Below are 9,870 nucleotides of genomic sequence, written 5' to 3'. Positions count from 1 at the left end.
TTTATTAAACTCACATTTCGACGCATTTCAGTTAAGTATTTCTTCCTTTGCGCTCTTTGCGTCCTTTGCGGTTCGTTTAAAAAATTGACTTTGACAAAGAGTTAAGCCTTAACTCAATAACAAAACCCATGAACCTTTCAGAACTCTTCATCCGTCGTCCAGTCATGACCACCTTGGTGATGATGGGTATCCTCATCTTCGGTCTGATGAGTTATCTACTATTACCCATCAGCGCCCTACCCAACGTTGAATATCCTTTTATTTCTGTCTCCGCTAGTCTCCCTGGTGCCACCCCAGAAACAATGGCCTCTTCAGTCGCCGCACCCCTAGAAAGACAGTTTACCGAAATTGCCGGACTAAATTCATTCAATTCCACCAGTTCCACAGGCAGCACCAACATTTCCCTACAATTTGACTTTAGCCGCCGAGTGGAAGATGCCGCAAAAGATGTACAGGCGGCGATCTCAGCAGCAGCCGGACAACTGCCAGCCGGAATGCCTCACCCCCCCACCTACCGCAAAGTTAACCCGTCTGTCTCACCGATACTCTTCCTCTATATGTATTCTGAGACACAGCCAATCTCGACAGTAGATGAATACGCAGAGGTAACAGTTGGTCAACCAATCTCGATGATTGATGGTGTTGCTCAGGTACAGGTTTTTGGTCAACAGCAATATGCAGTTCGCGTCCAGCTTGATCCGCGAGAGTTAGCATCGCGGGGAATTGGTCTAAATCAGGTAAAAACTGCAATTCAACAGGGAAATGTCAACTTACCAATCGGCAGTCTCTCTGGCAGTTATAAAAGTTATACGATTCAGGCGAACGGTCAACTCACCGATGCTGCCAGCTATCGCCAGCTAATTGTAACTTACAAAAATGGTGCGCCCGTGCGACTCCAGGATTTGGGACAAGTGATTGACAGCGAACAAAACGTCAAAGTCTCAAATTTGTATAGCGATCGCAAAGTAACAAATCGCCATTCTGTTGTTCTCGCTGTGCAGCCGCAACCGGGAGCCAACACGGTAAATATCGTTGATTCCATCCAGAAACTTTTACCTACACTCCGCGAACAAGTTCCCAAATCCATTGAAATGGGGATTATGTACGATCGCTCTCAAACCATCCGAGCCTCTGTCAATGATGTGAAATTTACCTTGGTTCTCTCGGTTTGTCTAGTTGTCTTGGTGATTTTCTTATTTTTACGTGACATAACAGCTACCCTAATTCCCAGTTTGGCGTTACCTGTAGCGATTATTGGCACTTTTGCTGTAATGTATCTGTCGGGTTTCTCCCTAGACAACCTTTCACTCATGGCGTTGACCCTCTCCGTGGGCTTTGTTGTGGATGATGCGATCGTTGTGTTAGAAAATATCGTCCGTCATCGGGAAATGGGCGAATCTCCCCTAAATGCGGCATTGAAGGGATCGAGGGAAATCAGCTTCACCATTTTGTCAATGACCCTCTCCTTGGTGGCGGTGTTCATTCCCATTATGTTCATGAGTGGAATAATCGGTAAATTATTTCATGAATTTGCCGTGACGATCGCAGTGGCAATTTTGGTTTCGGGTTTTGTTTCCCTCAGTCTGACCCCAATGTTGTGCAGTCGCTTTCTGGGTTCACATCAGCAAAGACCAAATCTGCTATATCGAGTTTTAGAACGGGCATTTGATTTATTACTACGTGGATATGATTGGACTCTTAAACCCGTTTTAAAATACCGCCTGATGACACTTATTGGTTCTGGCATTCTGCTGGTAATGACCGTCTATCTGTTCATCATCGTTCCCAAAGGTTTTATACCTACCGAAGACACCGGACAACTGATGGCGAACACCAAAGGAGCGCAAGATATTTCTTTTGATGATATGCGCCTTCACCAGCAAAAGGTTGTTGACATTATTCGTCAAGACCCCAATATTGAAGCAGTTGACTCGATTGTGGGTGCAAGTGGGCCGAATGCATCAGTCAACTCTGGGCGAATTACGATTCGGCTTAAGCCACGTTCTGAACGTAAACTGAGTGCTGACGAAATCATTCAAGAGTTAACCCCCAAGTTGAGACGTGTAGTTGGGGTTAAGACATTCCTCCGTTCTCCGCCAGCTATTCCCATCGGTGGACAACAAACTAATTCTACTTATCAGTTCACGTTGCAGAGTTTAAATCTGCAAGACTTGCGCCAATACGTTCCTAAACTTGTAGATAAAGTCAAAACCCTACCAGGACTCCAGAACGTTGACACCGATTTACAACTCAGCACTCCCCAAATCCAAGTCCAAATTGACCACAACAAAGCCGCAACCCTTGGGATTACTGCACAACAGGTTGAACAAACCCTCAGCGCTGCTTATGGTTCCAGCCAGGTGTCAACTATTTATACTCCAAATGACCAATTTTATGTCATCTTAGAAGTGAAACCGGAGTTTCAACGAGATCCTAGCGCCCTATCGCTACTATATGTGCAATCAAGTACTGGGAAATTGGTTCCGCTAAGTGCGATCGCTAATATCACTCAAAATGTCGGCCCGCTCACGGTTACTCATGTTGCTCAACTCCCCTCTGCAACTATCTCTTTTGACACGCTTCCAGGAACGTCTCTAAGTCAGGCTACAGATGCTATCAAGCAAGCAGCCAGTGAGGTACTACCCTCAACAATTACCACCAGCTTTCAGGGTTCAGCCCAAACTTTCCAACAGTCCTTCAACGATTTAGGCGTATTGTTGTTGGTGTCTATTTTAGTCATCTATCTAATTCTCGGTATCCTCTATGAGGATTTCATTCACCCAATCACCATTCTTTCTGGTTTGCCTTCGGCGGGTTTTGGTGCGTTACTGACGCTGCTGATTTTCCAGGTTGATTTAAATCTTTACTCTTTCATCGGCATAATTCTCTTGGTGGGCATCGTCAAGAAAAACGGGATTATGCTGGTGGACTTTGCAATTGAAGCGCAACGAAAGGAAGGGAAGAATTCCTTTGATGCCATCTATACCGCTTGCTTGATTCGCTTCCGCCCGATTATGATGACGACGATGGCAGCTTTAATTGGCACACTCCCCATTGCTCTGGGGACAGGAGTAGGTTCAGAAGCGCGTCGTCCTTTGGGGATTGCGATCGTTGGTGGATTGGTGTTCTCTCAGATATTGACTCTCTATCTGACTCCAGTATTTTTCATTTACATGGAGGCATGGCGGAAAAAGCTTGGTAAACCTAAGTTTTACCACTTTTTATTCAAAAGCTAGCAAGGGAATCGCAGGCGGTTATTAGCAAATGATTCCCAAGTCATTAAGCCTAAGGCTTCAAACACAGATTCAACAATTTTGAGGTCTGGATTTACAACGGTTGAGGCTGACGAGTTTTAGATAACGGTGTTTGTATTGCGGACACATCAAAATTACCATTAAACAACGTGGAAATGGCAAAGTCACCGACCGAATTAGTCGGTCGCAGCTTCAACCTGTGTTGTACACAACATGGGCTATTTTTGTCTGCTTGCCTTTTAATATTTCCTGAACCTCTTTTGATTCTTGTTCCCGTTGCTTTTGATATTCACTGTAAAATGAATACAGAATTTCTTGGTCTTGAGATGCTCTAGTATTCCAATCATCATCACCATATTGCCCCCATTGAGGAATTAGGGGACCACCAAGCACCATTACATAAACAATTCCTGTTGAGTTCAATTGCTCTCTATACCAACGTTCACTTTTGTGAAATGGGATATAGAAACCTACATCAAGCAATGAATCTTCAATTTGATTGCGGTAATCTCCTTGAACATTTTGAGTATCGAAGATAGCATAACCACCTGTTTTAAGAGCCTTATAAAAAGTAGTTGCAGCTTGCTTCATACTGGTTGTGGGAAGACCTTGATAAGCTTTAATATTGAGTATTACATCAAAGTCGTATTCATCCAATGGCTCACGAAAGTCATGAACTAGAAAACGCAGATCGGTTGCTTGGGTCTGTTCCATTTTCAGGTCAGTATTCATTTCTTCAACATTGGAAACTAAAGATGTTATCCCCTGCTGATTCACCTGCCGCAAAAAATCGATCGCCACAACAGAGACATCACTAGCAAGCACATTACAACCTGCATAGGCATAAAAAATAGGTGCAAAACTGATTCCACAACCTGCAAACCAAACCTTGCGTTGTGATTGATTCCTCACGAAGTCTATAAATCTCAATTCAGGTTCATTGCGCCAGGGTGACCAAACTTCAGCCTGGGGGAGCGCATCTGATTGATTAGCCCAATACTCATTCCATTGATCGTGGTTATCCCAATTCTCTGGAGGTTTACAGTGGCGAGGATCGAATTTCATTTTTCAGGTCAAGTGTAACGATTCGTCTGTTAATATGTTTCCCGAAAATTATCTGACTCTATCGCTTATAGTTAATCTGGCGCTAAACGCCTTAGAGTAGAAGCTTTTTACTCCATGTTGCTTAACCATGAAAAAATGACATTAAAACTTCTCTTTTATAAATAAGTTCTAAGTCATAACTGTAGACAAAAATTTACACTTTCTTTGAAGATTTAAGAACTCGTTGCGAATCATGCGGCAAGGTCGAGTGGTAGTAAGTCCTGGCATATTTACTCTGTTGGCTCTAATACAAGTAAAACCCAACATCATCTTACTGAACGCTGGGTTTCATTGGATTGAACTAGCCTAATTATTTGGTGGTATTTGTTCAGGTGGTGCTTCCGCCGGGGGAGCGAGTACCGCATCCGGCGCAATTTCTTCTACGGGAATCGGTTGCTTCTCCTCAATTTCAAAATCTGGCTGCGCTGCTTCCACCAATTCAGGAGATGGGGGATGTGGTGGAATCGCTTCCGGTACACTCTCGGTTTTAGCTTCGGTGTCAGTAGTAACTGTCTCCTCTGCTGGTTTTTCTGGTGTGGCAGTAGTTTTGTCGATAATCTCAACAGTAGGTTTCTCTGCCAGAACAGAGGTAATGTCTTCAGGTTTGGGGGTTGTGGGTGTTTTTTTACTCACAGTCTGTTGCACCTTGCCTTTCACGCCACTAAAGGTGCTACCAAGACCTTTTTGCAACTGGCCCAACCGTTCCTGAAGGGAGAACTTATTTACCTGTTCTTGAATGCCAGTTTTCACTGTCTCAGGACTGGGTACTTGGGTTTGTTGTGTCTGCGGGGTCAATTGCCGACGTAATGATAGAGTTTGCCAGCCAAACCAGACCAAAAGAGCCACACTAGCCACATGACCCAGCAACAAACCCCCAGTAATGCGTGGTGCAAACACCCATAAGACTAAGGCATAGAACAGCCCTACACCACTCCAGATAAAGTCATTCTTGCGGTGGATTTCTGGAAAAAAGAAAGCTGCTATATAAATGGCTAAACTACCAAAACCGACCACCAAAGCTAGGACAAATGCCAGCATTATTTGGTTACTCCTTTCACTATTGGGGATTAGGGATTGGGTATTGGGTATTGGGTACTAGGAAAGAATTTCTCAGTCCCCAGTCCCTAATCGCCAGTCCCCAATCCCTTAATTAACAATTTTGCAAGTCAATTGTTGATTTAGATACAAATTAAAATTAATTATCCCTGTTACTTGTGGATTTTTGTCATTTATATCAAGTCTTAAGGTCTTCTTTAGGGGAGAAGGGAAAATATCGGACTACCCTTATAGGTAAAGGATCTGCAAGAGTTAGCCAGAAATTTTTTATGACACTACAAAGCTTTGGTGTGATTGGATTAGCCGTTATGGGTGAGAACATCGCTCTAAACGTGGAGCGCAATGGCTTCCCAATTGCAGTTTACAACCGCTCCCGCGAAAAAACGGATGCGTTTATGGCGCAGCGTGCTACAGGAAGGAACGTCAAAGCCGCCTTTACTCTAGAAGAATTCGTTGCCTTATTGGAACGTCCCCGCAAAATTCTAGTAATGGTGCAAGCTGGTAAGCCAGTAGATGCGGTGATTGCTCAACTCAAACCCTTGTTAGAGGAAGGCGATATCATTATCGACGGTGGCAACTCTTGGTTTGAAGATACGGAACGACGCACTCAGGAATTAGAACCCGCAGGGCTTCGGTATCTTGGTATGGGTGTCAGTGGCGGTGAAGAAGGGGCACTGAATGGCCCATCTCTGATGCCTGGAGGTACAACAAGCTCTTACGAGTTCCTATCACCAATTTTCAACAAAATTGCTGCCCAAGTCGATGATGGCCCTTGTGTAACCTACATTGGCCCTGGTGGTTCTGGCCACTATGTCAAAATGGTACACAACGGCATTGAGTATGGCGATATGCAGTTAATTGCTGAAGCCTACGACTTGCTGAAAAATGTTGCTGGATTAGACCATAATCAGCTACATGAGGTGTTTGCTGAATGGAACACCACCGATGAACTCGATTCATTTTTGATTGAGATTACGAAGAATATCTTCCCATATCTTGACCCAGAAACAAATAAACCCCTGGTGGATTTGATTGTTGATGCAGCCGGTCAAAAGGGAACTGGACGCTGGACTGTGCAAACTGCCTTGGAATTGGGAGTTGCTATTCCTACAATTACAGCAGCAGTTAATGCCCGGATTATATCTTCGATTAAAGAGGAGCGGGTTGCAGCATCTAAAGTCCTTACAGGCCCCAGTGGCAAGTATGACGGGCAAACCAAGGACTTTATCAACAAAGTACGCGATGCTCTCTATTGCTCAAAAATCTGTTCTTATGCTCAAGGGATGGCGTTGCTATCCACAGCTTCAAAAACATATAACTGGAATTTGGATCTGGGCGAAATGGCGCGGATTTGGAAAGGTGGTTGTATTATTCGCGCTCGCTTTTTGAATAAGATTAAGAAGGCTTTTAGCGAAAATCCAGCTTTGCCTAACTTGCTGTTAGCTCCCGAATTTAAGCAGACAATTCTCGACAGACAGACTGCTTGGCGGGAAGTGATTGCCACAGCTGCAACAGTAGGAATTCCAGTACCGGCATTTAGCGCCTCCTTGGATTATTTTGACAGCTATCGCCGCGATCGCTTGCCTCAAAACCTGACTCAAGCACAACGCGATTACTTCGGCGCACATACCTACCTGCGTCTTGATAAGCCCGGAAGTTTCCACACTGAATGGGTACCCATTGCTGAAGCTAAGAAGTAAATTTTCACACATCGACATCAGGATATTGTGAAAACTTAAAAAGTTTCAGAATACAGTTTTAAGGGTGGCTCTGAGTTTCAGGGTCACTTTCTTTTTAGGGAACCGCATACTCCTACGGACAGAAGATAGACGTTACTAAAAATATCAATATGCACATGGTAAATTCAAGCTTCTTTTTGAGAGGAACCTGAGTTCGATGTAAGGACAAAATGATTTTAAGGGTTATTATTACCAAGATATTTGGCTTTTAATTCTTCTAATTCTTCATCTATTTTGCTTTTACTAGTAGGCTGCGATGTGGGGTTTTGTGGCTGTATTTTATTTGGTTGAGGTTTGTTGTTACCCATAAATTGGGTTTTCATTTCTTCTAATTCCCGATCGAGTTGACTGGGAGATTTAGATACAAAAGCGGCTGGAGAATTTGATGGGGCTTGAGGGATAGGTTTTGGCGCAATCGCTGGCGTAGCTGCTACTTGCGACTGTTGATTTAAGTCTTTGAGAACTTCATCTACTGTTTGATAACGCCGAATTGGAATACTTTCTAGCATCTTGTTAAGAATGCGACTCAACTGATTACTAACAGGAGTTTTCAAGTATTGCTCCCAAACCCAAGTATCGTTGTGGATATCATAGGAATCGAAGGGCGATCGCCCAGTTAATAAATTAATACAAGTAGCACCCAAACTATAAATATCGCTGGAAAAAACAGCCCTACCTCTCATTTGCTCTGGGGCAACATATTCTGGACTACCAATACTTGTACCAGTTTGATTTAAGGCAGTACCAGTGGCAGATTTGGCAGCCCCAAAATCTACTAATACTAGTTTGCGATCGCTCTCGCGTAAAATAATATTTTCTGGCTTAATATCGCGGTGAATTACGTGTCTAGCGTGACAAAATTGCAATACTGACAATAAATCATTTAATAGTTGCCGGATTTGCGTTTCACTAAAAGCACCTCTATGTGCTAATTCCTGGGCTAAGTTTTGCCCGTCGATAAATTCTTGTACAAGATACTGCCGATCTTCTTGGGTAAAATATGCCAGTAGTTCGGGAATTTGGGGATGTTTGCCCAATTCATCTAACCGCACCGCTTCTTGGTTAAATAACTCCACGGCTTTGGCAAGAGTGTTAGTGCCTTGGGCTTGGGGATAAAATTGCTTAATTACGCAGCGTGGTTTTGAGGGTTTATCCTCATCCACAGATAAGAAGGTTTTGCCAAAACCACCTTGTCCGATTTGTTTGATAGCACGATAACGTTCTTTGAGAAGTAACTTGGAACCGCAAGTCCGGCAAAACTTGACATCATGAGGATTTTCAGGCTTGGGACAATGGGGATTAAGGCAGTAGCTCATACAGGCGATCGCTCTTATATGTTCTTATTTTCTCCTGTCCCAGGCAAAAGGGTGTAATTAACAGATTTCGGATTTGGAACGATGAACCAAAAAAATCTAAAATCATCAAGAGCGTAGGCGCAGTCCGTCGTAGACATCGCATTGAGCTAAACTATGAGCGATGTCTACGACGGGCGTAGCTGCGGTACTGCTAGCTAACTACCCCATACCTTCCATAACTGGATGGAAGAAGAAGGCAAACCCCAATACTGTATAAGCAGCTAATAATAAAGTGCCTTCCAGCCAATTGGACTTGCCATCAGAACTAATACTGTTTGCAATCAAAACTGACACAACCACAGCGACTAATTCAAAGGGTTTGAAATCCAAATCCATTGGTTTACCTAATACCCGCCCTGCTATTACCAACACAGGCGCGACAAATAAGGCTATCTGCATACTCGATCCCACAGCTACCGAAAGGGAAAGATCCATCTTATTTTTCATTGCCACGGTTACTGCTGTGGCGTGTTCAGCCGCATTACCGACGATGGGAACCAATATCACCCCTGTAAACAGCGCTGTCAAACCTAGTTGAGATGTGGCCACTTCCAGAGAATCGACCAACATTTCTGACTCAATTGCCACTAGCAAGGTACATACTAACAGTACGATAACCCACAACATCATATTTGGTTTTGCGTGAGGGGCTTCCTCTTCTTCTGTCTCTGCTACACCCACATCATAAAGATAGGAGTGGGTTTTCATTGAAAATAGCAGCGTTAGGGCATAAACCAGGATTAATACGACGGCAACAGCAATAGAAAGATTTTGCAGTGTTTCTTCGTTAATTCCTTGAGAGGTATAATTCATCGCCGTTGGCATCAAAATGGCAATCACCGCCAAATTCATCGAAGCAGCATTCACCCGCGCCACAATTGGCTGAAATGTCTGTTCTTTGTAGCGCAGTCCTCCCAAAAGCATGGAAAAACCCATCACCAGTAGTAAGTTGCTAATAATCGATCCCGTGATACTGGCTTTGACTACATCTATTAACCCAGCGTTAAGCGCCACTAGGGCGATGATTAGTTCTGTAGCATTACCAAAGGTGGCATTTAACAAGCCCCCCAGTGATGGCCCAACTACAACAGCAATTTCTTCTGTGGCTGTACCCATCCAAGCTGCTAGGGGCAGAATTGCTAATCCAGCTGTAATGAAAACTGTCAATTCTCCCCACTCCAGAAAGTGGGCTGCTAGAGAAACCGGGATAAACAGTAGTAAAGCGAAAAGAATAATGTTTTTGGTTGACATTTGTTGTCTTAAGTTGAGGGTATCATTCACAGCGAGCAATCCTAAGTTTTAAATTTGGAGTGTTGAATTAATAATCACTTTCATTCAGCACTCCCATAGGATACTCTCAAC

The 9,870-nt window shown here is 43.7% G+C and carries 6 protein-coding genes; 2 read left to right on the top strand and 4 right to left on the bottom strand.

Going from position 1 to position 9,870, the window contains the following annotated elements:
- Positions 1-128 precede the first annotated feature (128 nt).
- Positions 129-3,236: an efflux RND transporter permease subunit gene (locus V7L01_RS09430; RefSeq protein ID WP_335034013.1), complete on the top strand. Its 3,108-nt coding sequence runs from the start codon at positions 129-131 to the stop codon at positions 3,234-3,236.
- Positions 3,237-3,446: 210 nt separating this feature from the next.
- Here V7L01_RS09430 and V7L01_RS09425 read toward each other — a convergent pair whose 3' ends face one another.
- The gene (locus V7L01_RS09425; RefSeq protein ID WP_335034011.1) at positions 3,447-4,319 is read right to left on the bottom strand and encodes a class I SAM-dependent methyltransferase; all 873 of its coding nucleotides are present in this window, start codon (positions 4,317-4,319) and stop codon (positions 3,447-3,449) included.
- Between the two features lie 345 nt (positions 4,320-4,664).
- Positions 4,665-5,396 carry a Ycf66 family protein gene (locus V7L01_RS09420; RefSeq protein ID WP_335034009.1) on the bottom strand — a complete coding sequence of 244 codons (732 nt, stop codon included), beginning with the start codon at positions 5,394-5,396 and terminating at the stop codon, positions 4,665-4,667.
- Positions 5,397-5,683: 287 nt separating this feature from the next.
- Here V7L01_RS09420 and gndA point away from each other — a divergent pair, with 287 nt between their 5' ends.
- Positions 5,684-7,114 (top strand): NADP-dependent phosphogluconate dehydrogenase, encoded by a 1,431-nt coding sequence (gene gndA / locus V7L01_RS09415; RefSeq protein ID WP_229551950.1) that lies wholly within the window; start codon positions 5,684-5,686, stop codon positions 7,112-7,114.
- 215 nt (positions 7,115-7,329) lie between these two features.
- Here the strand turns inward: gndA and V7L01_RS09410 are convergent, their stop codons facing one another.
- Both V7L01_RS09410 and cax read right to left on the bottom strand, forming a co-directional pair.
- Positions 7,330-8,469, bottom strand: coding sequence for a serine/threonine-protein kinase (locus tag V7L01_RS09410; protein WP_335034005.1), 1,140 nt, complete (start codon positions 8,467-8,469; stop codon positions 7,330-7,332).
- A 198-nt stretch (positions 8,470-8,667) separates the two neighbouring features.
- Entirely contained in the window at positions 8,668-9,759 is a 1,092-nt protein-coding gene (gene cax / locus V7L01_RS09405) for a calcium/proton exchanger (protein ID WP_335034003.1), read from the bottom strand.
- Between the last annotated feature and the right edge of the window lie 111 nt (positions 9,760-9,870).

The organism is Nostoc sp., assembly GCF_036917095.1.
Classification (GTDB): Bacteria; Cyanobacteriota; Cyanobacteriia; order Cyanobacteriales; family Nostocaceae; genus Nostoc.
The sequence above is the reverse complement of the archived record's forward strand: the minus strand, read 5'-3'. Positions and strand labels throughout refer to the sequence as shown.

Coding starts and splice junctions, on each gene's coding strand:
- V7L01_RS09420 (WP_335034009.1), bottom strand. CDS start 5,396: ATGCTGGCATTTGTCCTAGCTTTGGTGGTCGGTTTTGGTAGTTTAGCC.
- V7L01_RS09425 (WP_335034011.1), bottom strand. CDS start 4,319: ATGAAATTCGATCCTCGCCACTGTAAACCTCCAGAGAATTGGGATAAC.
- V7L01_RS09410 (WP_335034005.1), bottom strand. CDS start 8,469: ATGAGCTACTGCCTTAATCCCCATTGTCCCAAGCCTGAAAATCCTCAT.
- cax (WP_335034003.1), bottom strand. CDS start 9,759: ATGTCAACCAAAAACATTATTCTTTTCGCTTTACTACTGTTTATCCCG.
- V7L01_RS09430 (WP_335034013.1), top strand. CDS start 129: ATGAACCTTTCAGAACTCTTCATCCGTCGTCCAGTCATGACCACCTTG.
- gndA (WP_229551950.1), top strand. CDS start 5,684: ATGACACTACAAAGCTTTGGTGTGATTGGATTAGCCGTTATGGGTGAG.